The organism is Dokdonella fugitiva (genome assembly GCF_004342425.1).
GTDB classification, from domain to species: Bacteria; Pseudomonadota; Gammaproteobacteria; order Xanthomonadales; family Rhodanobacteraceae; genus Dokdonella_A; species Dokdonella_A fugitiva.
Window position 1 is genome coordinate 57,396 of the sequence record NZ_SLWQ01000001.1, and the last position, 24,888, is coordinate 82,283.

At 67.1% G+C, this 24,888-nt stretch carries 23 protein-coding genes; 17 read left to right on the plus strand and 6 right to left on the minus strand.

Going from position 1 to position 24,888, the window contains the following annotated elements; all coding sequences use genetic code 11:
• The first annotated feature begins 31 nt into the window (after nt 1–31).
• The 13 genes from EV148_RS00185 (at nt 32) to EV148_RS00250 (ending at nt 14,114) form a co-directional block, all read left to right on the plus strand.
• Nucleotides 32–1,879, plus strand: a complete 1,848-nt coding sequence (locus tag EV148_RS00185; RefSeq protein WP_131991679.1) for a tetratricopeptide repeat protein — start codon at nt 32–34, stop codon at nt 1,877–1,879.
• Between the two features lie 302 nt (nt 1,880–2,181).
• Nucleotides 2,182–2,619, plus strand: coding sequence for a pilin (locus EV148_RS00190; RefSeq protein WP_131991682.1), 438 nt, complete (start codon nt 2,182–2,184; stop codon nt 2,617–2,619).
• A gap of 219 nt (nt 2,620–2,838) precedes the next feature.
• Nucleotides 2,839–4,935, plus strand: a complete 2,097-nt coding sequence (locus EV148_RS00200) for a hypothetical protein (RefSeq protein ID WP_158287241.1) — start codon at nt 2,839–2,841, stop codon at nt 4,933–4,935.
• A 24-nt stretch (nt 4,936–4,959) separates the two neighbouring features.
• Nucleotides 4,960–5,730, plus strand: a complete 771-nt coding sequence (gene rfbF, locus EV148_RS00205) for a glucose-1-phosphate cytidylyltransferase (RefSeq protein WP_131991691.1) — start codon at nt 4,960–4,962, stop codon at nt 5,728–5,730.
• A complete protein-coding gene (gene rfbG, locus EV148_RS00210; RefSeq protein WP_241987928.1) occupies nt 5,712–6,812 on the plus strand; it encodes a CDP-glucose 4,6-dehydratase in 1,101 nt (366 codons plus the stop codon). Before rfbF ends, rfbG begins: the two co-directional genes overlap by 19 nt.
• Nucleotides 6,809–7,360 (plus strand): dTDP-4-dehydrorhamnose 3,5-epimerase, encoded by a 552-nt coding sequence (rfbC, locus tag EV148_RS00215; protein ID WP_131991694.1) that lies wholly within the window; start codon nt 6,809–6,811, stop codon nt 7,358–7,360. Before rfbG ends, rfbC begins: the two co-directional genes overlap by 4 nt.
• Nucleotides 7,357–8,580, plus strand: coding sequence for a class I SAM-dependent methyltransferase (locus tag EV148_RS00220; RefSeq protein WP_199222688.1), 1,224 nt, complete (start codon nt 7,357–7,359; stop codon nt 8,578–8,580). Before rfbC ends, EV148_RS00220 begins: the two co-directional genes overlap by 4 nt.
• Before the next feature lie 7 nt (nt 8,581–8,587).
• On the plus strand, nt 8,588–9,697 hold the full coding sequence (locus tag EV148_RS00225; protein ID WP_131991700.1) for a DegT/DnrJ/EryC1/StrS family aminotransferase: 1,110 nt from the start codon (nt 8,588–8,590) through the stop codon (nt 9,695–9,697).
• The gene (locus tag EV148_RS00230) at nt 9,697–10,347 is read left to right on the plus strand and encodes a formyltransferase family protein (protein WP_158287242.1); all 651 of its coding nucleotides are present in this window, start codon (nt 9,697–9,699) and stop codon (nt 10,345–10,347) included. Before EV148_RS00225 ends, EV148_RS00230 begins: the two co-directional genes overlap by 1 nt.
• A complete protein-coding gene (locus tag EV148_RS00235; RefSeq protein WP_131991707.1) occupies nt 10,338–11,078 on the plus strand; it encodes a WbqC family protein in 741 nt (246 codons plus the stop codon). Before EV148_RS00230 ends, EV148_RS00235 begins: the two co-directional genes overlap by 10 nt.
• The gene (locus EV148_RS00240; RefSeq protein ID WP_131991710.1) at nt 11,044–11,823 is read left to right on the plus strand and encodes a cephalosporin hydroxylase family protein; all 780 of its coding nucleotides are present in this window, start codon (nt 11,044–11,046) and stop codon (nt 11,821–11,823) included. The genes EV148_RS00235 and EV148_RS00240 overlap by 35 nt, the downstream gene beginning before the upstream one ends.
• Nucleotides 11,824–11,835: 12 nt before the next feature.
• Entirely contained in the window at nt 11,836–12,603 is a 768-nt protein-coding gene (locus EV148_RS00245; protein WP_158287243.1) for a class I SAM-dependent methyltransferase, read from the plus strand.
• 5 nt (nt 12,604–12,608) lie between these two features.
• The gene (locus tag EV148_RS00250; RefSeq protein WP_131991716.1) at nt 12,609–14,114 is read left to right on the plus strand and encodes a lipopolysaccharide biosynthesis protein; all 1,506 of its coding nucleotides are present in this window, start codon (nt 12,609–12,611) and stop codon (nt 14,112–14,114) included.
• On the opposite strand, the gene EV148_RS00255 is transcribed toward EV148_RS00250, so the two are convergent.
• From EV148_RS00255 to EV148_RS00280, 6 genes are read right to left on the minus strand one after another with little or no spacing between them, the layout of a single operon-like run.
• Nucleotides 14,087–15,157, minus strand: a complete 1,071-nt coding sequence (locus tag EV148_RS00255; RefSeq protein ID WP_131991719.1) for a glycosyltransferase family 2 protein — start codon at nt 15,155–15,157, stop codon at nt 14,087–14,089. The genes EV148_RS00250 and EV148_RS00255 overlap by 28 nt on opposite strands.
• A gap of 2 nt (nt 15,158–15,159) precedes the next feature.
• Nucleotides 15,160–16,278: a non-hydrolyzing UDP-N-acetylglucosamine 2-epimerase gene (gene wecB, locus EV148_RS00260; protein WP_131993874.1), complete on the minus strand. Its 1,119-nt coding sequence runs from the start codon at nt 16,276–16,278 to the stop codon at nt 15,160–15,162.
• On the minus strand, nt 16,275–17,366 hold the full coding sequence (locus EV148_RS00265; RefSeq protein WP_158287244.1) for a glycosyltransferase family 4 protein: 1,092 nt from the start codon (nt 17,364–17,366) through the stop codon (nt 16,275–16,277). Before EV148_RS00265 ends, wecB begins: the two co-directional genes overlap by 4 nt.
• The gene (locus tag EV148_RS00270) at nt 17,363–18,145 is read right to left on the minus strand and encodes a class I SAM-dependent methyltransferase (protein ID WP_131991725.1); all 783 of its coding nucleotides are present in this window, start codon (nt 18,143–18,145) and stop codon (nt 17,363–17,365) included. The genes EV148_RS00265 and EV148_RS00270 overlap by 4 nt, the downstream gene beginning before the upstream one ends.
• On the minus strand, nt 18,138–19,268 hold the full coding sequence (locus EV148_RS00275; protein ID WP_241987931.1) for a glycosyltransferase family 4 protein: 1,131 nt from the start codon (nt 19,266–19,268) through the stop codon (nt 18,138–18,140). Before EV148_RS00275 ends, EV148_RS00270 begins: the two co-directional genes overlap by 8 nt.
• Nucleotides 19,269–19,281: 13 nt before the next feature.
• Entirely contained in the window at nt 19,282–20,130 is an 849-nt protein-coding gene (locus tag EV148_RS00280; protein ID WP_131991731.1) for a glycosyltransferase family 2 protein, read from the minus strand.
• Between the two features lie 138 nt (nt 20,131–20,268).
• Between EV148_RS00280 and pilB the strand changes: the two genes are divergently transcribed.
• The 4 genes from pilB to coaE all read left to right on the plus strand — a co-directional run bounded on the left by pilB (nt 20,269) and on the right by coaE (nt 24,886).
• A complete protein-coding gene (gene pilB, locus EV148_RS00285; RefSeq protein WP_182517219.1) occupies nt 20,269–21,984 on the plus strand; it encodes a type IV-A pilus assembly ATPase PilB in 1,716 nt (571 codons plus the stop codon).
• 2 nt (nt 21,985–21,986) lie between these two features.
• A complete protein-coding gene (locus EV148_RS00290; protein WP_131991737.1) occupies nt 21,987–23,270 on the plus strand; it encodes a type II secretion system F family protein in 1,284 nt (427 codons plus the stop codon).
• Nucleotides 23,271–23,334: 64 nt separating this feature from the next.
• Nucleotides 23,335–24,255 carry a prepilin peptidase gene (locus tag EV148_RS00295; protein ID WP_131991740.1) on the plus strand — a complete coding sequence of 307 codons (921 nt, stop codon included), beginning with the start codon at nt 23,335–23,337 and terminating at the stop codon, nt 24,253–24,255.
• Between the two features lie 10 nt (nt 24,256–24,265).
• Nucleotides 24,266–24,886 carry a dephospho-CoA kinase gene (coaE, locus tag EV148_RS00300; protein ID WP_131991743.1) on the plus strand — a complete coding sequence of 207 codons (621 nt, stop codon included), beginning with the start codon at nt 24,266–24,268 and terminating at the stop codon, nt 24,884–24,886.
• The last annotated feature ends 2 nt before the right edge of the window (nt 24,887–24,888 follow it).

The following is a 24,888-nucleotide window of genomic DNA, read 5'->3' on the forward strand; positions in this document are numbered from 1 at the left end:
AGACGACGCACCCCATCGAGCGGAGCCGCAGATGCCGCGCATTTTCCGGATCCCACGGCGCGACGCCCTCGTTTCGCTGGCGGCAGCCGTGCTCGCCATCGCGGTCTACTGGCCCGTGCGCCGCGCCGGTTTCGCCTGGGACGACTTCAAGTTCCTGCTCGAGTCGGGCTGGATGACCGATCGCAGCCAATGGCCTGCCCTGCTCGCACATGGGTTTCCGGAGTGGGCGGGGTACTACCGGCCACTGGGCGTCGCGCTCTACATCGTCGAGACCAACCTGTCGCAGTTCCTGCCGGGGCCGATGCACCTGCTCTCGCTCGGGATCCACGTCGCGAACATCATTCTCGTCGGCGCGCTCGCGCGCATCCTCCTGCGACAGTGCAGTGCTCACCCGGCGTATGCGCCGCTGGAAACGACGGGGTGGCCCCTGCTGGCGATGCTGGTCTACGCCGTGCACCCGGCACTCGTTGAACCGGTGGTGTGGATCTCCGCGCAGTACGACATGCTGACGACGGGGTTCACCCTGCTCGGCCTGCTCGTCAACCTGCGCGCACGGCATGCCGCGACACGCGCCGTCGGCGTCGCCCTCTGTTTCCTGCTCGCCGCCGCGTCGAAGGAGGCGGCGCTTTCGTTCCCGTTCCTGCTGGTGGTCTTCGACTGGTTCCGCACCAGGGCCATGCCGGACGGCGCGCCGGGTCTTCCGGCGTCATGGGTATTGCGCACCGTCGCGCGGCGGCAATGGCCGGTCTACGCCACGACGCTCGCCGCCGGCATCGTCTACCTCGGCCTGCGCGCCTGGGGACTCGGCTTCCTCGTCAATCCGGCCACCAAGGCGACATGGGCGTTCTGGCCGCAGTTGCAGGAGACCTGCTACACCTACCTCGCCTATTGGAAGCTCATCGCCTGGCCGATGAACGGACTCGCACCGATGTACGACGTCGATGCGGCTCCATTCGCGGGCGTGTCGATGCGGCTCATCGCGGTCGATGCCGCCGCCGTCGCGCTGGCGCTGCTCGGCCTGTGGCAGTGGTGGCGGCGCACGTCGATCGGCGCCCTCGTCGCCGGCGTCAGTGCGGCGCTGCTGCCGGTGCTGCACCTCGTGCCGCAGCAGTTCGCCGGCAGTCTTTACCACTGCCGCTATGCGATGACGGCGATCGCCGTCGCGTGCGCACTGTTGCCGCTCCTGCTGCACGACGGCCGGGTGCGCGAACGATCGCGCCGGCTCGTGCGCAGCCTCGCGCTGGTCGCGTGCATATGGCTCGCGTTCGCGCTGGCCAACACGCGCGCCTGCATTCCGCTCTGGTCGGACGACGTCAAGCTGTGGCAATGGGCCTTGTTCGAAAACCCCGGCTCGGCCAAGGCGCAGGAATCCCTGCTCGGGGCCTACATCCGCACCAACGACTATGGACGCGCCAAGGAACTCGCCGACCTGATGATGCGGGGCGAGGCCCGGGCCAGCTTCGGCAGCATGCTCAACATCGCCGCGCTGCGCATCGCGTTGCGCGATGTCGATGGTGCTTCACTCGCGCTCGCCGAGGCGAAAAAGGACATGAACCCATCGCAGATACGTTACAGCTACCTGCGCAGCTACATGCTCCTGTCCGGACAACTGGGCGAGCTCAAGGACGACCTTGGCGAGGCCGAAGAGGCGTACCGTGCGGCGATCGCGTTCGAGCCGCAGTTGCCGGAAGGCTACATGCGGCTCGCCTTGCTGGCATTGAGACGCGGCGACCATGCGGATGCGCGCCGGCTGTACGACCAGGCACTGCAGCGCTACGAACCGGCCGAACGCGCGCGGATCCGGCAACAGTTCGACGCGGCGTTCACCGGCTCCGATGCGCGCCGCGCCGACGAGTCGCTCGCCGATCCGGCCCGGTGAGCGGACCTGCACGCGCGGTTCTGACAGGGCATGGCGATATCGCACCCGCCAAATTTGTCAGGGTTGGACAAATTTTGGGACGGCTGCGTCCCCCTCTGAGACGCACATCTCATCGTCGGACTTCGGCTGGAAAAAAGCGTGCGCCAGTCGGCGTTCAGGGGCTTGGCATGGAAGCTGCTATCTCCTACCCTGCGAGCCGTCGATCGCCGGACGATGAAGCGATCGCGGAAGCGGGCCCGCCTGGCAAGGTTGGCGGCTCTAGGGGCAAACCGTTACAGCATTGATCCAGAGGAAAATTACTCATGAACAAGATCCAGAAGGGCTTCACGCTTATCGAGTTGATGATCGTCGTCGCGATCATCGCGATCCTGGCCGCGATCGCGCTGCCGGCGTACCAGGACTACATGGTCCGCGCCAAGCTGAGCGAAGTGTTCGTCGCCGGCGACGCGTGCAAGAACTCGGTCGTCGAGTTCTACGAAGGCCAGGGTGCGCTGCCGGGCAACCTGACCAGCGCCGGCTGCAACAACAACAAGACCAAGTACGTCGCCGACACGGCGGTCAATGCTGGCGTCATCACCATCAAGACGAGCGGTGCGGTCGACCTCGGCACGGCCGCCAACGCGAACTACGTGCTGAAGCCGACGCCGCACACCGGCAATACCGACGTTCTCGACTGGGCGTGCAACAACGCCGCCGGCACGAACATCCCGGCCAAGTACCTGCCGTCGCTCTGCCGTTGATACGCATCGACATTGCTTGACTGGACGCCGCCTTCGGGCGGCGTCTTTTTTTGGCAGCGAGGTCGCGCTCGCCGCGATCACGCTGAGCCCGGCATCACAGCTGCCGTGGATCGCCCGCAACCATCCCTATGGGCACGCCTATCTTCACGTCGCCGGGCGCCCGTTCGGTGCCCGGTTCGATCGAGACTACTGGAGACTGTCGCAAAAGCAGGTGCTGGAGTGGTCGGCAGGCCACGAGCGGTCCAAGGAAAACCATCTGCCCGTCGGCGGCTTCGAGGAGATCCGTGCATCCGGCTGGACGGGTACAAGCTCGGTACCGTATACAAGTCAGGTTCCCCGGCGGCGCCTGCCGCGGCGACCGAGATCGATGAGCCTGTCGAACACCTGACCACGAGCCCTGACATGCGATTGTTGCGCGACCCACGCTGCTGGCTGGCCCTGTTGATGATCGCCGGCGTGCTCGTCTACGCGCGCGGCGTCGCGGGTGACTTCTTCCTGTTCGACGACTTCCAGAACATCGTCCTCAGCCCGCCAATGCAGATGCTCGGCAAGGAGCCGCCGGACTGGATCGGCGTGATGTTCCTCAATGCGACGGGGCCGACGCGCCGCCCGCTGAGCATGCTCTCGTTCGCACTCAACATCCTCGCGTTCGGCATGAGCCCCCCCGCGTTCAAGGTCGTCAACCTGCTGCTCCATCTCGCGAATGGCGCACTGCTTTACGCACTGCTGCGGCGGATCGCGTCGCGCCTGCTGCCGCCAGGGGCGCGCGTGTCGACCGACGCGTTGGCGCTCGTGGTCGCAGGTGTCTGGCTGCTCCATCCGTTGCACGTCAGCAGCGTGCTGTATATCACCCAGCGCATGAATGTGCTCGCGACGACCTTCACGCTCGCCGGCCTGCTCTGTTACGTCGAGGGCCGCCTGTCGTCGCTGGGCGGGGATCGCTCGGGGGTCTGGACGGGCATCGTGGGCATGGGCCTGTTCGGCCTGCTGGCGGTCTTCAGCAAGGAGACCGGCGCGATGGTCGTCGTTTATGCTTTCCTCATTGAAGCGTTCTGCTTCCGCTTCGAGGCACCCCGGCAGCAACGGTGGCCGCTGCTGGCGCTCTACGCCTGCGGCATTGCCCTGCCTCTCACGGCCTATGCCGGCCATCTCCTCCTGCACCCCGAGGCGCTGAACTGGACGCGCCACGGTTTCACGGTGGGGACGCGCCTGCTGTCGGAAGCCCGAGTCGTCTGCGACTACCTGGTTTGGACGTTCATCCCGCTGCCGTCGTCGATGACGATCTTCCACGACGACATCGCCGCCTCCACCGGGTTGTTCGCACCGCCCACCACGGCGGCGTCGATAGCGTTCCTGCTCGCCCTCGCCGCGAGTGCCTGGGTCCTGCGCCAGCGGGCTCCGGCATTCGCGTTCGGCGTGGCGTGGTTCCTCGCCGGCCACTCGCTCGAATCGACCGTGCTGCCGATGGAACTCGTGTTCGAGCATCGCCACTACCTGCCGATGGTCGGGCCGCTGCTGGCGGTCGCCTGCCTCGTCGCCGAGGCGCTCGCGCGCAAGCCGCGCGCACTCGGGGCCGCCGCCATGGTCGCGCTCGCGATCGTCGGCTCCGCCACCGCCGTGCGTGCGAACGACTGGCGCACCGCGCTGTCCATGGCGCAAGCCGACGCACGCAATCATCCGGAGTCGTCGCGTTGCCAGTACGAGGCGGGGCGCGCGCTCGCCGAAGACGGTGCACGGCGCGGCATGTTCGCCGCGGTCAAGGCGCAAGCCGTCGCCTACATCCGCCGTGCCGCCGAACTGGACCCTTACCAGGTCCCGCCGAGCGCGGCCCTCGTGATCATACACGGCACCGACGAACCGGTTCCCCAGGACGAAGTGGACATGCTCGCAGAACGCCTGCGCAGCGCCCGCTCGAACGAGCAGGCCAACCCATTCCTCGACCTGCTGGTCAACGCCTCGAATGGAAGGCTTGCGCTCACCCCGGAGCAGGTGGCGATGCTGTTCGACGCGGCCAGCGCGAATCCGCGCTGGACAAAGCGCGTGCGCTCAATGATGCTCAACAACTACGGCGCCTACCAGTTCAATGTCGTGCACGACACTGCGAAGGCGCTGCGGCTGACCAGCGACGCGGGGACGCTCGACCCTGCCAATGCTTATTTCCCGCTCAATCTCGCCAAGATCAACTTCGCTGCCGGCGACCTCGAGGAGGCCCGCCGGCACCTGGCAACGGCACAGGAGCTTGATACGCTGAACCAGTACCGCAACGACATCGCCGAGCTGCGAGGCGCGATTGGCTACTCTAATGCCGGCCGATAATTCCTATGTTCGAGGAACGCGCGCATGAAGGCCGTGATACTTGCGGGCGGGCTCGGCACGCGCATCAGCGAGGAAACCGTCGTGCGCCCGAAGCCAATGATCGAAATCGGCGGCAAGCCGGTGCTGTGGCACATCCTCAAGCTGTATTCGCACCACGGCATCAACGATTTCATCATCTGCCTCGGCTACAAGGGGTACATGGTGAAGGAGTACTTCGCCAACTACTTCCTGCACACCTCCGACGTCACCTTTGACCTCGCACGCAACCATATGGAAGTGCATCATCGCCACGCCGAACCGTGGCGCGTCACGCTGGTGGACACGGGTGAGGGCACGCAGACCGGCGGACGCCTGAAGCGAGTGCGCGAGTTCCTCGACGAAGGCACGTTCTGCTTCACCTACGGCGACGGCCTGTCGAACGTCGACATCCGCGCGCAGCTTGCGTTCCATCGCGAGCGCGGCACGCTCGCCACGGTCTGCGCCGTGCAGCCACCGGGGCGTTTCGGCGCGCTCGACATCGACGGCCATCGCATCACGCGCTTCACCGAAAAGCCGCAGGGCGACGGCAGCTGGATCAACGGCGGTTTCTTCGTGCTCGAGCCCGGCGCGCTCACCTATGTCGATGGCGACGACAGCGTGTGGGAACGCGCTCCGCTCGAAGGGCTCGCGCGCGACGGCCAGCTGTCCGCCTATACCCACGACGGTTTCTGGCAGCCGATGGACACCTTGCGCGACAAGATCAAGCTGGAAGATCTGTGGCAGAGCGGAAACGCGCCGTGGAAGACGTGGAATTGAAGCGGCTGTTCGCCGGCACGTACTGCGGTCGACGCGTGCTGGTCACCGGTCACACCGGATTCAAGGGGTCATGGCTGGCGGCGTGGCTGCACGCAATGGGCGCCCGCGTCGGCGGGCTCGCGCTCGACCCCGACACCACGCCGTGCCACTGGGACCTGCTTTGTACGGACGGCATCGCCGACTACCGGGTCGACCTCAACGACGCCGCTGCCGTGCGGCGCACGCTCGAGGACCATCGACCCGAGCTGATCTTCCATCTCGCGGCGCAACCCCTCGTGCGCCGCAGCTATCGAGCACCGGCGGCGACCTTCGCGACCAATGTGACCGGCCTGGTCAACCTGCTCGAAGCGGCACGCGGATGCGCCAGCGTGCGCGCCATCGTGATTGCGACGACCGACAAGGTGTATGCCGAAAACGCGGATGGTCGCGCCTTCCGCGAGTCCGATCCGCTCGGCGGACATGATCCCTACAGCAGTTCCAAGGCCTGCGCCGAACTCATCGCGGATTGCTATCGCAAGAGCTATTTCGGCAGAGGCGAGGCGGCGCAGGTGCAACTCGCCACCGCGCGCGCCGGCAACGTCATCGGCGGCGGTGACTGGGCCGAGGACCGCCTGGTTCCGGACCTGGTGCGTGCCGCAGTGGCCGGAACGCCCCTGCAGATCCGCAATCCCGGCGCCTCGCGGCCGTGGCAACACGTGCTCGACCCGCTTTCCGGCTACCTGCTGCTCGGCCAACGCCTCCTCGCGCGCGACGACGTCGCGCAGGCGTGGAACTTCGGCCCTGGCCCCGAAGGCGAAATCACCGTCGGCGAAGTCGCTGCGCGGCTGGCAGCCTGCTGGCGTACATTGCGCGTCGAGCAGGATACGCGGGACCATCCGCGCGAAGCACAGGTGCTCCGGCTTGACTGCAGCAAGGCGCGCCAACAGCTGGGATGGCGCCCGGCATGGCCGATCGACGCCGCGCTCGCGCGCACCGGCGAATGGTATCGAGCCTTCCATGCATCGGGCCGTGTCGGCAGTATCGACGACCTTCGTGCGTACGTCGACGACGCGCGCCGCGCGAGCCTCGGGTGGGCCGCATGATCTTCGTGCCCACCGCGCTCGCCGGGTTGATCGAGATCCGCAGCCACGCGGCAGTCGACGCACGCGGGCGATTCCGGCGGCTTTTCTGCGAGCGCGATCTCGCCGTGCTGCGCGAGGGTTTGCACTTCACCCAGATCAACCTTTCGCAAACGAGGGCGCGCGGAACCGTGCGAGGCATGCACTTCCAGTCACCGCCCGCGGCGGAAGCGAAGCTGATCCACTGCCTGCGCGGGCGCGTGTTCGACGTCGCGGTGGACGTACGACGCGGGTCGCCGACTTTCCTGCAATGGCACGCCTGCGAACTTTCCGGCGACGACGATCGCGCATTGTTCATCCCGGAAGGATTCGCCCACGGCTTCCAGTCCCTGAGCGACGAGGCCGAGCTGCTCTACATGCACACCGCGCCGTGGACGCCGGAGTTCGAACGGGGCCTGCGCCACGATGACCCGCGCATCGGCATCGCCTGGCCGCTGCCGGTGGGCGCCGTATCCGATCGCGACCGCAATCATCCCTTGATCAACGAACGCTTCAGCGGAGTATCACCGTGAAATGCAGGTTCTGCGCGACACCCTTGGTCGACGTTTTCCTGGATCTCGGTTGCGCGCCTCCATCGAACGCGTTCCTCGCGCCGGCCGACCTGGAGAAGCCCGAGCTGTATTTCCCGCTGCGGCTATTCACCTGCAGCTCCTGCTATCTCGTGCAGGTCGACGAAGTGCAACGGCACGACCTGCTGTTCTCGAACGAATATGCATATTTCTCCTCCTATTCCCGCAGCTGGCTCGCACACGCACGGCGTTACGTCACGGATGCGGTAGCCCGCCTGTCCCTCGGTCGCGACAGCCTTGTGGTCGAGGTCGCGTCCAATGACGGCTACCTGCTGCAATACATGCGCGAACTCGGCATACCCTGCTTCGGGGTCGAGCCGACCGCGAACACCGCCGCCGCCGCACGTGCGCGCGGCGTCGAGACGATCGAGCGGTTCTTCGGACGCGCCGTCGCCGAAGAGCTGGTGGCGTCGCGGGGCAAGGCGGATCTGCTGATCGGCAACAACGTCCTTGCGCACGTGCCCGACATCAACGATTTCATCGCAGGCCTCGCGGCGGGTCTCGCCCGGCAAGGTACCATCACGGTCGAGTTCCCGCACCTGCTGCGCCTGGTCGAACAACGCCAGTTCGACACCGTCTACCACGAGCATTTTTCCTATTTCTCGTTCCACACGGCGCAGCGGATCTTCGCCACCCATGGCCTGCGGGTGTGGGACGTGGAGGAGTTGGCGACGCACGGCGGTTCGTTGAGGTTGTGGGCCTGCCATGCCGGGGCCGCGCGCACGCAGACGCCGGCCGTTGCCGACATGCTCGGGAAGGAGGCGGCGGCGGGTATGCAGCACATGGACTTCTATCGCGGCTTCCAGCGGCTGGCCGATGCGACGAAGGACGAATTCCTCGCATTCCTGCTCGAGCGCAAGCGCCAGGGCAAGCACGTCGTCGGCTACGGCGCTGCCGCCAAGGGCAATACCCTGCTCAACTACGCAGGCGTCAGGCCGGACCTGCTCGCCTACGTCGCCGATGCGTCGCCGCACAAGCAGGGGCTGCATCTCCCCGGCTCACGCATTCCCGTCGTTCCAGAAGCGCGCATCCGCGAGAGTCGTCCCGACCACGTGGTGATCCTGCCATGGAACCTGCGCGAGGAGATCGCCGCGCAGCTGGACTACGTGCGCGCATGGGGCGGAAACTTCGTCACCGCGATTCCGGCACTGACGTCGTGGTGAGTACGCCATGAGCAAGCGCATCCACTACACGAGGCCGTCGATCACCGCGCTGGAAGTCAGCTACGCGACCGATGCGGCCGCGAACGGCTGGGGCGACCGCTGCTATGAATACATCCAGCGCTTCGAGCGGCAATTCCGTGAGTACCTCGGCGTGGGACACGCGATTGCCACGTCGAGCGGAACGGGCGCGCTGCACATCGGCATGGCCGGCCTCGGCATCGGCGCGGGCGACGAGGTCATCCTGGCCGACGTCAGCTGGATAGCTTCGGCAGCCCCCATCATCCATTTGGGCGCGAAGCCGGTGCTGGTCGACGTGCTCGAGGACAGCTGGTGCCTCGATCCGGCGAAGGTGGAAGCGGCCATCACGCCGCGCACGAGGGCGATACTCGCCGTCCATCTCTACGGCAACCTTTGCGAACTGGACGCGCTGTTGGACATCGGCCGGCGCCACGGCATCCCCGTGATCGAGGACGCCGCCGAAGCGATCGGATCGACTTGGCACGGTCGCCGCGCGGGGTCTCTCGGTGTGTTCGGCGCGTTCTCGTTCCACGGCACGAAGACGATCACGACCGGGGAGGGCGGCATCTTCGTCACGAACGACGATGCGCTGCACGAGCGCGTCCTCACCTTGTCCAACCACGGGCGCGCACGCGGCGAGACACGCCAGTTCTGGCCCGAGTGCGTCGGCTTCAAGTACAAGATGTCGAACCTGCAAGCCGCGATCGGCTGCGCCCAGCTCGAGCGCATCGACGAACTGGTCGCGCGAAAGCGCCATGTGTTCGAGCGCTATCGCAGTGCGCTGGCCGGCTTGCCGCTGGCGATGAATCCCGAACCGCCCGGCACCACGAACGGTTACTGGATGCCGACGATCGTCGTGGACCGGAGCGTGTCGTTCGATCGCGAGGCGCTCCTCGCCGCGTTCAAGGCGAATGACATCGATGGACGCGTGTTCTTCTGGCCGCTTTCGTCATTGCCCGCATTCCGCGACGCGACGCCCCAGCCGGTCAGCCATTCGCTGGCACCCCGCGCGCTGAACCTGCCGAGCTATCACGACCTCGAGGACGAGGACGTGACGCGCGTCGCCACGATCGTGCGGGAAGCACTCGGGCGATCGTAGTGGCCACCGCGCATCCTCCCCTCGGAATCATCGGCTCGAGCGGCGGCTCCGCATTGGCGGCAGCGGCTGCGTGCCTTCAGGAGGCGGGGATCAAGCAGCCGTGGGTCGTCGTGACGGACAGGCCGTGTGGGCTTTCCGAATGGGCCGGGCGCCAGGGGCATCCGGTGCGCGTCTTCGCCTACGAGGGCACCGAGGATTTTTCCGCGCAGGCGCTCGACTTCCTCCTCCGCCACGGCGCGGGCCGGGCGTTGCTGTTCTACACGCGCAAGGTCGCCCGCCCGCTCATCGACGGCATCGCCGTAAGCAACATACACCCGTCCCTGCTTCCTGAATTCCCGGGCCTCGCAGCCGTGCGCAAGGCCTGGGCCGCGGGACGCGGGATGCTCGGCGCGACCCTGCATCGCGTGGACGAAGGCGTCGACACCGGTCCGGTCACCATCCAGGTCGCGAGCCGGCTGCCCGCCGGCGCGACGCGCGAAATGGCCGAGAGGATCAGCCATCTGCAAAAGGCATGGCTGACCCTGCATTGGCAGCAAGGACTCGACGCCACGGCCCTAATGGATCCGCGCCTGCTCGCCGCCTTCTCGCGTCTGCAGGCGCGGCTCGACTGCCTCGTCGACGTGAACAGCGTGGCGCACCCGTGCGCATAGTCATTTCCCAACCTATGTATTTTCCGTGGGTGGGGCTGCTCGAGCAGATCCGCCTCGCCGACCGGTTCGTCTACTACAACGACGTGCAATACGCTCGCGGGTTCTACAACCGCGTCCAGGTGAAGACCCCGACCGGGATACGCTGGATGACCGTGCCCCTTCGCGGCCTGCACCGCGGCCAACGCCTCGATGAGGTCGCCATCGACGATGAGCAGGACTGGCGGGCGCATCATCGAAGGCTGCTCGCGGCGTCGCATGCCGATGCCCCGCACAGGGACGACGCGCTGGCCCTCGCCGACGAGGTCTTCTCGCTGCCGTGCAGGACACTCGCGGATCTCGCGCGCGCATCTACGATGGCACTCGCGCGCTACTTCGGGTTCGACGAGGGACGCACGTTCACCGATTCGTCGACGCTCGGCATCGGGGGGCGCGGCAGCCAGCGGCTGCTCGACATCTGCCGGCACTTCGGCGCCGATTGCTACGTGACCGGCCACGGCGCGCTGAACTACCTCGACCATGAGCTGTTCGAAAGGCACGCCATTCCGGTCGAATACATGGACTATCGCCGACTGCCGTATCCTCAGGCGCACGGCGAGTTCACGCCATACGTTTCCGGCCTCGACCTCGTCGCGAATTGCGGGCGGTCCGGGATGCGGTATATCTGTTCCGGCTCCGTGCCGTGGAGGGAATTTCTCGATGCATCCCTTGCAAGCATTCAACGCCGAAGTTGAAAGCAACATCGCCGCGCTCCGCCGCGACGAGGCGCTCCGGCGCGCTTCGCTCGGATGGGTCGGCGACATCACGCCGAAGAAGTACGCATACAACTTCCGCTGGCTGGGCCGCCCGATCATCCAGCTTCCGCAGGACATGGTCGCACTGCAGGAACTGGTGTGGAAGATCCGCCCGGATCTCATCATCGAGACTGGCATTGCCCACGGCGGATCTCTGGTCCTGCATGCATCAATGCTCACCCTGCTCGACTGCTGCGATGCGCTGGAGTCGGGCCAGGCATTCGACCCGAGGAACACCCGCCGTCGCGTGCTTGGCGTGGACATCGACATTCGTGCCCATAATCGCGCGGCGATCGAAGCGCACCCGATGGCACATCGCATCGACATGATCCAGGGTTCGTCGATCGATCCCGACGTGGTCGCGCAGGTGCATGCGGCGGCGGCCGGCCACGAGACGGTCATGGTCATACTCGATTCGAACCATACTCACGCACACGTGCTGGCCGAACTCCGCGCGTATGCTCCGCTCGTCAGCCCGCGAAGCTACTGCATCGTGTTCGACACGGTCATCGAGGACATGCCCGCCGGGTCGTATCCCGACCGGCCATGGGACGTCGGTGACAACCCGAAGACGGCGGTGCGCGAATTCCTGCATCACGACGCCGACTTCGAGGTTGACGAGGACATCGAGGCGAAGCTGCTGATCACGGTCGCGCCGGGCGGCTACCTGCGGCGCAAGGGTTAAGGAATCCGCATGATGGGCACCGACCGCGACTGGGAAAACTGGGGGCGCAGCGATCCGTATTTCGGCGTGCTCAGCGATGAGCGCTATCGCGCCGGCAGCATGACCGAGGAGGATCGCTCCGCGTTCTTCCATTCCGGCTCCACGCACGTCGAGTCCCTGCTGGGAATCATCCGCGCACGTTTCGAGCCTGCGTTCAGGCCGCGCCGCTCCCTCGATTTCGGATGCGGCGTTGGCCGCTTGCTGATCCCGCTCGCCAAGGCCAGCGGCCATGCGACGGGCGTCGACGTGTCCGCATCGATGCTCGCCGAGGCACGCCGCAACTGCGAGGCCTTCGACGTCCGTAACGTGGATTTCGCCGCCTCGGATGACGAGCTGAGCCGCGTGACAGGCGATTACGACCTAATCCACTCGCACATTGTCTTCGCCCACATCAACCGCCGCCGCGGCGATGCGCTGATCGAGGGTCTGGCGCGCAGGGTCGCTGCGCGTGGCTTCATCGCGGTGCAGGTCCTGTACGGCTGCGGCGCGCCTCGCTGGAAGCGCGCACTCGCCAAGTTGCGCTACCACGACCCTCTGTTCAACGCCGCGCGCAATGCATTGCGGCGCCGACCGCTGCGCGAACCACCGATGCAATTGAACATCTACGATCTCGCTGACGTCGTGCGGCGCCTGCACCGCCTCGGCTTCACCGAAGTCCTGCTCGTAACCGACACGTTCGACCACGGACAGTTCGACGCGGCCGTCGTGATCGCGCAGCGAACCCCGGCCGGCGCACCCTAGCCGGCATGGCACGCCTGCGCGACAACGTCCTGGCGAGCTACGCCGGGCATGCGTGGGTCGCGGTGATGGGGTTCGCCTTCGTGCCCGCGTACCTGCGCGAACTGGGCGCGGAGCGGTTCGGCATGATCGCCTTCATGCTCAGCCTGCAATCGATTTCCATGCTGCTGGATTTCGGCATCGGCGTGTTCCTCGGTAGGGAGCTCGCGCAGCGGGCACACGATCCGGCCCGGCGCGGCGGCATCCCGCGCCTGATCCGCAGCTTCGAATGGCTGGTATGGCCGACCGCCGCACTGATCGCGGTGCTGATCTTCGCGGGCAGCGGCCTTCTTTCCACCCGTTGGCTCAAACCGCACCAGCTCGCGGCGGCAGAAGCCGGCCACGCGGTCGAGCTGATTGGCGTCGCCATTGCGTTGTTGTGGCCGACGAGCTTCTACACCGCGGCGATGGCCGGCATGGAACGCCAGCTCCGCCTCAATGTCCTCGCGATCGTGTTCGCAACGCTGCGCTTCGGCGGTGCGCAACTCGTGCTCGTATGTACCGGAAGCGGCCTGCAAGGCTTCCTGCTCTGGTACGCGTTGGTAGCGGCGGCGCAAAGCGTCACCACGGCGCGAGCGTTGTGGAAATCGCTGCCGGAAAGCGACCGACCGGTGCAGTTCGATCCGCGCGAGGTGGCTGGTGCGCGCCATTTCGCGCTCGGCGTGTTCGCGACGACCGCGTTCGGACTGCTGCTCGGCCAACTCGACAAGCTCACGCTTTCGACGCTGCGCCCACTGGAAGAATTCGGTTGCTACGCGGTGGCGGCGACGGTCAGCGGCGGCATCGGCCGACTGGTCCAGCCGATGTTCAATGCCGTCTATCCACGCCTAAGCCGACTCGCAAGCAATGGTCGGCGGCAGGAGCTGTCGCAGCTGTATCACCTCGCGAGCCAGATCGTCGCGGTCGCGCTCGCGGCGATGGCTGGCGTGATCTGCGCGTACCCGGGCTCCGTGCTGCTGCTTTGGACCGGCAATGCCGAAGTTGCCTCGCGCACGGCGGTACCGCTCGCCCTGCTGTTCGCCGGCACTGCGATCAACGGCATCATGAACCTGCCCTACGCGCTCCAGCTCGCGCACGGGTGGACGCGGCTCGCCACGTCGATCAACCTCGCTTCGATCATCTTCGCAATCCCGCTTTATGCGGTCGCGATCGGGCGTTTCGGCATGACCGGCGCGGCAGCCGTCTGGTTCGCCGTCAACGCCTTCGCCTTCATGGTCGGCCTGCCCCTGATGCATCGACGCCTGCTGCGTGGCGAACTGTCCAACTGGGGCTTGCGTGCCGTCGCACCGCCGGTACTGGCGGCTGCTACCGTGTGCCTGTCGGCCAGGCTCTTGCAGCCGAGCGTCGAACGGACCCCGGGCGGCCTCGCGTGGCTCGTGCTCGTCACCGGGGCAGCGCTCGCGGCGGCTGCGCTCGCCTCGCGCGGAGCCCGGCGGGCGGTCCTCGATTACTGGGGACCCATGCGTTCGCCCTGAGCCGCGGGCCTCGGCGCCCGCAACAGGTGCGCATGGCTGCGCTGCAGTCCGCTGCGCGAGCGGACCATCGTGCGTTCAATGCCGCGGTAGATGGCGGCGAGCAGCCGCTGCGCCCCGGGCACGTGCCGGCACATGGCCGACAGTCCGCGCAGGAGGCGGGCGCGCATGCGTTCATCGTAGAAGTCGTGCAGTGTCTGTGCGGCATCGTGCACGAACCCATGCCGCCCCGCGGCGAGCGCATTCGCGCCGCGCCGGAACAACATGCGCCGCGCGTCCGCGTGCAAGGCCGACAACAACCGCGCGCGCGCATCCGGTTCGATCGGCAAGCGTTCCATGTTGCGCAGCAGCTGCTGCCAGCCGGGCCAGAACGACGACAATGGTTCAGTCGCACTGAACGACGACGCGTTGAGCGTGAACACCGCCGAGGGGTGCTTGCGCAGGATGAAGGGCTGGGTCGCCGCCTTGAGCGTGAAATCGAAATCCGACGGGCCGAGCATCCGCCACTCCGGAAATCCTATGCGATCGAGGATCTGCGTGCGGAACAGGATGCCCGTCCACGTGGGCGCACGTCCGTGCGTCGACGCGAGCACGCCCTCGGGCGGCATGATCACGCCTTCTCGTGGCCAGCGCAGCAGCCGCGCATCCCAGATCGTGCCGCCCTCGTCGACATTCAATGTCAGGCCGGCCCAGAACATGGCCTGCGGATGCGCATCGAGTTCAGCGAGCGCATGGCGATAGAAGCCGGGCAGCAGGTAATCATCGTCGGAAAGGATCGAGAAGAACGGCGTCACCACGCTGCGCACTGCGCATTCGAAATTGGCCGCCGGGCCCATGTTCCGGGGCTGGCACACGTACTCCACGCGCGGGTCGCGCGCGGCGATCTCCTCGACCATCCCGCGCGTGCCGTCGCCCGAGGCATTGTCGAACACCCGCACGACCAGCGCCGCGCCTTCCTGCGCCAGCACGCTCTCGACGGCCCGTCGCAGCAACAGCGGGCGGCGATAGGTGGGAATGACCGCGGTGACCCGTGGCGGAATCGACATGCTCAGTCCGGTGATGGCTGGAGCGCGCGCAGCGACTGGCGCAGGATCCGCTCGATGCGCCCTGCCGCGTGGCCGTCGCCGTACGGCGAGACGCCTCGCGCCATTGCGCGGTATTCCCGCGGATCGTCGAGCAGCCGGCCAGCTGCCTCGACGATCGCCTCGCGGCGCGTTCCGATGATGCGAGCGACGCCGGCCGCAACAGCCTCCGGTCGCTCGGTCTGCTCGCGCAGCACGAGCACGGGCTTACCGAGCGCGGGGGCCTCCTCCTGTATGCCGCCGCTGTCCGTGAGGACGAGCGTCGCCTCGCGCATCAGCGCGACGAAATCGAAGTAGTCCTGCGGCGGCAGCAACGTGATCCGCGCATGCCCCGCGAGGAGTTCGCGCGCGCACGCACCCACCTCGGGATTGGGATGCACCGGATACAGCACCGTCACGTCGGCATGACGCTCGACGAGATCGCGCACGGCGCCGAAGATGTCGCGCATCGGTGGACCGAAGCTTTCGCGCCGATGCGCGGTCAGCAAGAGCAGGCGTCCATCGGGCATCGCGGGCGGTGCGAGTCGCCGGACGGTGTCCAGCAACGTGTCGATGCCCGTGTTGCCCGTCACGTGGATACGATCCTCGCGTATCCCTTCCGCACGCAGGTTGTCCGCGGCACCCGCGGTCGGCGCGAAGTGCCAATGCGCGATCCGCGCGACCATCTGCCTGTAGCCTTCTTCCGGGAAGGGCCGCGACAAGTCGCCCGTGCGCAGACCCGCCTCGACGTGGCCGAACGGGATGCGCCGGTGGAACGCCACCAGCGCAGCGACCAGCACGGTGGTCGTATCCCCCTGCGCGAGCACCGCGTCCACGGCCTCCCCGGCGAGAACGGCATCGAGCGAGGGCATCATGCGGGCGACGAGATCGGCCGGGGCCTGCCCCTCGGTCATGAGGTCGAGATCGTGGTCGACCGTGATCGCGAAGCGATCGAGCATCTGGTCGAGCAGGCCGCGGTGTTGAGCCGTCGCCACGACCATGCAACGCGCCCAGCCGGCTGCGCGCAACGCCGCGATCACAGGCGCCATCTTGATCGCTTCCGGCCGGGTACCGATGACGCACGCGATGGTCGGACGCCCGCTCATGATGCCGCCAGCCGCAACTGCCTGGCCAGGGCTGCACTGATGTCGGCCCAAGCCATCCCCTCGGGCAGGTCGACGAGCCTGCGTTCGGCGAGCTGGGCGCGAATGGCCCGCTCGAGATCCGCGGGGTCGCCGGGCTCGGCGAGCAGGTCGCCCAGGCACGCCGCCTGCTCCGGGAAATTCGCCATGAGATTGGGCGTGCGCGTCGCGACGATCGGGCGCCCGCAGGCGATCGCTTCGGCGATCTTGTTGGACGCGCCGGCGTCCATGAAAACGGAACGCCGGTACGGCACGGCCAGAAGGTTGCAGCTGGCCAGCATCTCCGGCATCCGTGCGAAAGGTACATTGCCGATGAACCGAATCCCCGCTCCGCCCAGATCCAATCCTGCCGGCGGCTTGCCGCCGAGCAGAAGTTCAATGTGGCTTCCCGCGTCACGCAAGCGGCGCACCGCGATGATCAGGTCCTCGACGCCGCGGTCAGGCTCCATGCCACCGAAATAGCCGACGAGGAGCGCGTCCTCGGGCAAGTCGACGGCGCGCCGGCAGTCGCGCATGTCCAGCGGGCGGAAGCGGGCCGTGTCGACGCCATTCGGTACCAGCAAGTCCGATTGCGGGTCGCCGAGGTCGCGCATCAGCGCGCGGCTCGCGAACAGCCGCGCGTCCGATCGCTCGCGCAGGAAGCGGAACGGGTCGAATCGGCCGATGCGCCGATATCCGGCGAACTCGTCGTACTTGTCGTACACGTCGAAGACGAACGTCGCGCCCACGTGCTGCGCAAGCCGGTACGCCAGCAGCCCGATGTAGCAGTCACCGCTGGCGATGATGGTGCGTGGCCCACTCTCGCGCGATTTCGGCCTCAGTTCGCTCGCGGCCCGACGCAGTGTGGCGAGCGAAAATACCGGGGTGGATTGCACGTCCAGCGCGCCATCGGCGAGCCGCACGCGCTCGTGTCCGTGGTAGTCGACGAGCCACAGGCAGGACCGGATGCCAGCGTTCGCCCAATGCCAAGGCAGTTGATAGATGCGACCATAGCGCTCGACCAGGGCGTCGCGGTTGGTGTAGTGGCGCTTGCCCATGAACAGCACGCTCACGACTTGTCCCCGCGTCGCAACGTGTAGACGAACGTCGGCATCATGCGCAGCGACAGGCGCAACAGCGGGTCGGGCATCCATCGGACGACCTTCGCGGCCAGCGAATGCGTACCTTCCAGTTCGAGCGTCATGCGCAACGCTTCGAGGCAGCGATTGCGCCACTCGAATCCGGCGTCGGAAAGCATGCGCTCCAGTCCGCGCATCTGCAGCGGCTCGCAGTCGTACGTCGAGCCCTTGCGCCGCACGCGCAGGTACGGCGAACGCCAGGAGCGTGGCAGCCAGCTCAGGAACGCAAGCTGGTAATGCGGCTCCACCAGCATCCAGCGCCCGGGGACCGCGAGATACCCGACGCCTCCGGGGCGCAGCACGCGTCTCAATTCGGCCAGGTGCGTGCGTTGCGCGCGCTCGTCGCCGACGTGCTCGATGACGTGGTTGCTGAGCACGACGTCGAATTGCCCGTCCGAGAACGGCAGTCTCGTGTCGCTCACTTGCCGGAAGCGATAGCCATCCGTTACCTGGCGACTGTCGTGGACGTCGACGGCATCGACTTCGCAACGGAGGTGCGGATGGGTTCCGAAGTAGTGCGCGAGCCCGCCCGCGCCGGTGCCCACCTCAAGCAGGTGGATCGGCGCTCCAGCGGGTTCGAGCCCGAGCAGACATTCGATCTTCAATGCCTTGCGGCGGCGCGACGTCAGGTCGAGCACGGCGTGTGGCAGGCGCGCTGCCGTTCCGGCCGGATCGACGACGCCGCTGCAACCGTCCGGCTTGTCCTCAATCATGCGGTCCTCCGAGCGCACGATGCACCTTTTCCGAGAAGACCGGCCAGGCGAAGCCGGCTGCAAACGACCGGCATGACGCGCGCATCGCTTCGCGACGGTCGAGTATCTCGACCACGGCGTCCGCCATGCCCGCTTCGTCGCCCGGGGGGACCAGTCGCCCGGACCGCCCGTCTGCCACCGATTCGACCACGCCACCCGTCGCATAGGCCACGGTCGGCAGGCCATGCGCAGCGGCCTCGATCGCCACCATGCCGAAGCCCTCCGGATCTCCGGGGATCTCCCGAACGGGAAAGACGTGGACATCCGCGGCTTCATAGACCAGCGCGAGCTCGGCGCGGTCGACCACCACGCCGTGGAACCGGACATGACCGCCGATTCCACGCGCGTTGGCGGCGCGACGGATGCTGTCCGCGCTTTGCGCCCGTGCGTGCAAGGCCTGCGCCGGCGCGTCACCGACGACGAGGAAGACGACATCGGGGATCTTCGCGACGATCGCAGGCAGCACGCCCTCGACGAATTCGCGCAGCCCCTTGCGCGTGCTCAACCGGCCCACCGACAGCAGCAACGGGCCACGCCCGAGACCGTGGCGGTCACGAAAGCCTGCGACCGACGCGGGGTGGGACGCATGTGCAGGCAGATCGACGCCCGGGTGGACGACCTCGATCCGCGCTGGGTCCACGCCGATCGCAGTCGCGAGGCGTGCTGTCGCACGACTGTTCGCGATGACACCATCCATGCGCCGCAGGAACGGCAGCCACAAGGCACGGTAGAGGGGATGCCGAACCGCCATGTCGAGGCCGTGCGCATACACCATCGCCCGCGCGCCGCAGGCGCGCGCCGCGAGCCAGGCAAGTGGCCCGGTCAGTCCGCTGCCGGCGAGAACGATGTCGGCGCGCCACGCGCATGCGCGTCGCCAAGCGATCCACGCGGCCCTCAGCAGGAACCACGGCAGCGGCACCAGCGCAACCTCCTCGACATCGACACCCGGTGGTGCCAGCGCGGCGGCGCCGGCGGGCCCCACGACACGCACCTGCATGCGTCCGGACAGGCCCTCGGCCATGTGCCAGTTCAGCCGCTCCATCCCGCCCATGAGCGGTGGCAGGTTGCGCGTGACGATCAGCACGCGCCGCCGGTCGTCAGGCATCGCGGCGGTACGTCAAGGCGGTGATCTGCTCGGAGATCAATCCGATCAGAAACACGATCACGGCGGCGCTGAACAACAACATGCTCATGTTCGTGAAACGATGCTCGCGGTCGAAGGTATAGGCGTAGTAGCCGGCGCCGAGCACGAAGAACGAAAGACTGACGGGCATGAAGAGCTTGAGCGGCGAGTACAGGGTCGCGATCTTGAAGATGATCAGCAGGAAGCGCACGCCGTCGCGCAGCGGCCGGATATGGCTCCTGCCGACTCGGCGCGCCACCGGAATCGGCTCGTAGGCGACCGCGTAGGCGCTGCGGAAGAACGCCATCGTGCACGTCGTCGGGTACGAGAAACCGTTCGGCAGCAGGTGCAGGAACTCTCGGAACTTGTCCGCGCGCACGGCGCGGAAGCCCGAGGTCAGGTCCTTCACGGCGAAGCCGGTCATGCGCGAGGCGAGCCAGTTGTAGATCGTGTTGGCGACGCCCCGGCCGACGCCCGCCTGGCCGGACCAGTCGCGCGCGCCGACCACCATGTCGAAACCTTCGTCGAGGCGGTCGAGCAGGCGCGGAATGAGGGTGGGGTCGTGCTGTCCGTCCGCGTCCATGAAGACGAGGATGTCGCCCCTGGCCTCGCGCGCGCCGCGCTTGATCGCCGCGCCGTTGCCCATCGAATACGCCTGCCGCACCGTGCGCACGCCGGCTTCGCTGCAGACCCGTGGCGTGTCGTCGGTCGAGCCGTCGTCGACGACGATGATGTCGGCGTCCGGCCAGCCCGCGCGCAGGCGGGGGAGCAGCAGGGCGAGGGCTGCCGCCTCGTTCTTCGCCGGCAGGATGATGCTGAGCATGGCCTCCCCGGCCGCAAGGCATGATTTTCTGTGAGCTGCCTCCCTATACTGCCGGCAGGGAGTTCTTTCGGCAATGCATTTGGGGTAGATTCAGCTTTAGATAACGGGGACTTGCACGGCATTCCTATGGCGACCCAGATGAATACGCCACCGTTGGCGGGCCTTTCAGGCATCGCGAGGCGGCTCGTCGCCGAAGGGGCGCTCGCCGAAAACGATGCGCGCAAGGCCGTCGACGACGCGGCCAAGGCGAAGATTCCGATCGGCGCCTGGCTGGTCGAGAACGGCCTCGTGCAGGGTCGCCAGGTCGCGATGGCCGCGTCGGCGGAGTTCGGCATGCCGCTGCTCGACGTCACGGCGCTCGATTACAGCCAGCTCCCGCTGAACATCGTCAAGGAAGAACTCGTCACCAAGCATAAGGCGCTGCCGCTGTTCAAGCGCGGCAACCGCCTTTTCGTCGGTGTCGCGGATCCGACCAACCTGCGCGCGCTCGACGAAATCAAGTTCCAGTCCAACCACCTGATCGAGCCGATCCTCGTCGAGGACGGCGTGCTCGAGCGCGCGATCGAACAGGCGCAGTCCGCCGCCAGCCAGAACATCACCGACATCGGCGACGCCGAGGGCCTCGAGAACCTCGAACTCGGCGCGGTCGACGACGACGGCGACCAGACCGGCGTCGATGCGACCGGCGGCGAGGACGCCCCGGTCGTCAAGTTCGTCAACAAGGTGCTCGTCGACGCGATCAAGCGCGGCGCCTCGGACATCCATTTCGAGCCCTACGAGACCGCCTACCGCGTGCGCTTCCGCATGGACGGCATGCTGCGCGCGGTCGCCTCGCCGCCGCCCAAGCTCAATCCGCGCATCGCCTCGCGCATCAAGGTCATGAGCGGCCTCGACATCGCGGAGAAGCGCGTGCCGCAGGACGGGCGCATCAAGCTCAACCTGTCCAAGACCAAGGCGGTCGACTTCCGCGTCAGCACCTGCCCGACGCTGTTCGGCGAGAAGATCGTGCTGCGTATCCTCGACGGCTCCGCCGCGAAGATGGGCATCGAGAAGCTCGGCTACGAGGAAGACCAGCAGAAGCTGTTCCTCGAGGCGATCGAGAAGCCGTACGGCATGGTGCTCGTGACCGGCCCGACCGGTTCGGGCAAGACGGTGTCGCTCTATACAGCGCTCAACATCCTCAACACCGAGGGCCGCAACATCTCGACGGTCGAGGATCCGGTCGAAATCCGCCTGCCGGGCGTGAACCAGGTGCAGCAGAACACCAAGCGCGGCATGACATTCGCGGCCGCATTGCGCTCGTTCCTGCGCCAGGACCCTGACGTGATCATGGTCGGCGAAATCCGCGACCTCGAAACCGCCGAGATCGCGATCAAGGCCGCGCAGACCGGCCACATGGTACTGTCGACGCTGCACACGAACGACGCGGCGCAGACGATCGCGCGCCTCATGAACATGGGCATCGCGCCTTACAACATCACGTCGTCGGTGTCGCTGGTGATCGCCCAGCGCCTCGCGCGACGCCTGCACGACTGCAAGAAGCCGCTCGCGCTGCCACCCGCGGCGCTGCTCGCCGAAGGCTTCACCCAGGCCGACATCGATTCGGGCATGCAGTTGTTCGATGCGGGGGGATGCTCGGGCTGCAACGAAGGCTACAAGGGTCGTACCGGCATCTACCAGGTAATGCCGATGACCGAAGAGATCCAGAAGATCATCCTCGCCGGCGGCAGCGCGCTGCAGATCGCCGAGGAGGCCCGGCGCGTCGGCATCCGCGACCTGCGCCAGTCGGCGCTGCTGAAAGCCAAGCAGGGCCTCGTCAGCCTCGCCGAAATCAACCGCGTCACCAAGGATTAACCATGGCCACAGCAACCGCCGCAGCCGTCAAGGCAAAAGCCGCCGCCACCCAGCGCGGCAAGGCCCGTGCGCAGGTCAGTGAGATGCAGACCTTCACCTGGGTCGGCATCGACAAGCGCGGCATCAAGATCAAGGGTGAACAGGTCAGCAAGAACGCGAACCTCGTCAAGGCCGACCTGCGCAAGCAGGGCATCAACCCGCAGGTCGTCAAGGCCAAGCCGAAGCCGTTGTTCGGCAAGACCGGCAGCGCGATCAAGGGCCGCGACATCGCGGTGTTCAGCCGCCAGCTCGCGACGATGATGGCCGCCGGCGTACCGATGGTGCAAGGCTTCGAGATCGTCGCTGGCGGACAGAGCAATCCGCGCATGAAGGACATGCTCACCGACATAAAGAGCGAGATCGAGGGCGGCTCGGCACTGCACGAAGCACTCAACAAGTACCCGGTGCAGTTCGACGAGCTGTTCGTGAACCTCGTCAAGGCCGGCGAGTCGGCCGGCGTGCTCGACACCGTGCTCGACACGATCGCGACCTACAAGGAAAACATCGAGAACATCAAGGGCAAGATCAAGAAGGCGATGTTCTACCCGGCCGCGATCCTCGCGGTCGCGGTCATCGTCTCATGCATCCTGCTCATCTTCGTGATTCCGCAGTTCGAGGAAGTGTTCAAGGGCATGGGCGCCGACCTGCCCGCGTTCACGCAGATGCTGATCTCGCTCTCGCGCTTCATGGTGTCCTACTGGTACATCATGCTGTTCGGCTTCGTCGGCACGATCGTCGGCATCGTCATGCTTTACAAGCGGTCGGACAAGTTCGCCCACTTCGTCGGCCGGAGCATGCTCAAGATCCCGATCATCGGCGAGATCCTGCGCCAGTCGGCGATCGCGCGCTTCGCACGCACCCTCGGCGTGACGTTCAAGGCCGGCGTGCCGCTGGTCGAAGCGCTCGACTCCGTCGGCAACGCGACCGGCAGCGTCGTCTACAACGACGCGGTCAAGCGCATCCGCGAAGACGTCGCGGTCGGCCACCAGCTGCAGCTCGCGATGCGGCAGACCAACCTGTTCCCGAACATGGTCACGCAGATGATCGCGATCGGCGAAGAAGCCGGTGCACTCGATGCGATGCTGTTCAAGATCGCCGAGTTCTACGAGACCGAGGTCAACAACGCGGTCGACGCGCTGTCGAGCCTGCTCGAGCCGTTGATCATGGTGGTCATCGGCACCCTCGTCGGCAGCATGGTCATCGGCATGTACCTGCCGATCTTCAAGCTCGGCTCGGTGGTCGGCTGATCCCGGGGCGAACGGACCCGCAGCGGCCGCGACGATCGTCGCGGCCGCTGACGCGCCCACCACGATGAACGGCCTCGACTGGTTCCAGGCACCCAGCCTGTTGATCTCCCTTGCCGGCCTGCTCGGCCTGCTCGTCGGCAGCTTCCTCAACGTCGTCATCCTGCGGCTGCCGCGCCGCCTCGAACACGACTGGAAGCAGCAGGCGCGGGAGATCCTCCTCGCCGACGCCCAGCCGGACGCGGCGCCAGCGACCGAAGACGCGGCCACGATGCCCGCCGATCCGACCGAAGCGGCTCCGCCGGACCTCGTCTTCACGGGATCACACTGCCCGCAGTGCAAGCACCCCCTGTCGCCGCTGGACAACATCCCGCTGCTGAGCTGGCTCGCCCTGCGCGGCCGCTGTCGCTACTGCCGCACGCCGATCTCGTGGCAGTACCCGCTGGTCGAACTTCTCACCGCACTCGCGTCCGCGACGATCGCCTGGCGTTTCGGCTTCGGCTGGCCGCTGGCCGCCGCCCTCGTGTTCACCTGGGTCCTCATCGCTGCTTCCGGCATCGACCTGCGCACGCAGCTGCTGCCGGACCAGTTGACCCTGCCGCTGCTCTGGCTCGGCCTGCTCGCGGCGCTCGTGCCGTTGTTCATCGACCCCGCCGCAGCGATCGTCGGCGCGGCGGCGGGCTACCTGAGCCTGTGGTCGGTGTTCTGGCTGTTCAAGCTTTGCACCGGCAAGGAAGGCATGGGCTACGGCGATTTCAAGCTGCTCGCCGCGCTCGGCGCCTGGATGGGCGTGTCGAGCCTGTTGCCGATCGTGCTGCTCTCCTCGCTGGTCGGTGCGGTCATCGGCGGCATCGCCTTGGCCGTGCAGGGGCGCGACCGCGGCACGCCGATTCCGTTCGGGCCGTTCATAGCGGCCGCCGGCTGGGCCTGGTTCGTGTTCGGGCGCGATCTGGCTGAGCTCTACGCCCGCCTGTTCGGGCTCGCCTGAGCCGCTGCGGATGACGTTCACGGTCGCGTTGACCGGCGGCGTCGCGAGCGGCAAGTCCGCTGCCGCTCGTCGATTCGCCATCCTCGGTGCGCACGTGATCGACGCCGACCTCGTCGCGCGCGAACTGGTCGAGCCGGGCCAGCCCGCGCTGGCGGACATCGCCACCGCTTTCGGCACCGGCGTCATCGCCTCCGACGGCACGCTCGATCGTCGCGCCTTGCGCGAGCGCGTATTCGCCGACCCGCCGGCCCGGCGCCGGCTGGAGGACATCCTGCACCCGCGCATCCGCGACGTGTTGCGGCAGCGCGCATCGGCGCCCTGCCCCGGGTACGCGATCGTCGTGGTGCCCCTGCTCGCGGAGAACGCCGCGCACTACGCGTGGGTCGACCGCGTCCTCGTCATCGACGTTCCGCGCGAGGTGCAGTACGCGCGCCTGCTCGCCCGCGACGCCGTCTCGCCGGCGACGGCCGAGGCGATGCTCGACGCGCAGGCATCGCGCGAGCAGCGGCTTTCGCTCGCCGACGACGTGATCGCCAACGATGGCAGCCTCGCCGATCTCGAAGCGGCCGTGGCCCGCTTGCACGAACGTTATCTCGCGCTGGCGGCGCGCGCGCGCGGCGAGTCGCACTGAGG